1 pseudogene is annotated in these 563 nt (G+C 38.5%); it reads right to left on the bottom strand.

Annotated elements, in window-relative coordinates:
• Positions 1-6 precede the first annotated feature (6 nt).
• A pseudogene (locus tag OZZ83_RS14700) lies at positions 7-563 on the bottom strand (IS3-like element IS1485 family transposase); the annotation flags it as partial.

Raw genomic sequence — 563 nt, 5'->3', positions numbered from 1 at the left:
TTAAAGTTAGACTGCCTCGCTAGCGTTAGCACATCCGAGCTCATTATCAAGGATTCGCTGCGCCAATCTCTGGTTACGGTAACCAACCGGTGTCTCGTAGCCAAGTGTACCGTGCAACCGAAGGTGGTTCCACCAATTGACATAGTCAAATAACTCCAAATCCAATTGTTGTAAGGTTTCAAATGTGTATTGATAGACAAATTCTACTTTCAACGACTTATAAGTTGATTCAGCTACGGCATTATCAAAAGGACAGCCTTTATGACTCAATGATCGATTGATGTCAAAAGTTGTTAATAATTCATCAATAGCTTGGTTATCAAACTCTTTTCCACGATCAGTATGAAAAATCTCAACCTCTGTCAGAGGTTGTTTGATACGGCTAAATGCTTTTTTTACTAGAACGGCATCTTTATGTTCTCCACAAGAATAGCCGAGAATTTCTCGATTGAACAGATCCAAAATGAAACAGACATAATTCCATTTTTTCCCGACTCGTACATAAGTCAAGTCTGTTACGATCGCTTCTAATGGGTTGTCTCTTAAGAATTTACGATTCAATA

The organism is Enterococcus sp. E5-162 (assembly GCF_035725965.1).
In the GTDB taxonomy this organism is placed as follows: Bacteria; Bacillota; Bacilli; order Lactobacillales; family Enterococcaceae; genus Enterococcus_B; species Enterococcus_B lactis.
The sequence above is the reverse complement of the archived record's forward strand: the minus strand, read 5'-3'. Positions and strand labels throughout refer to the sequence as shown.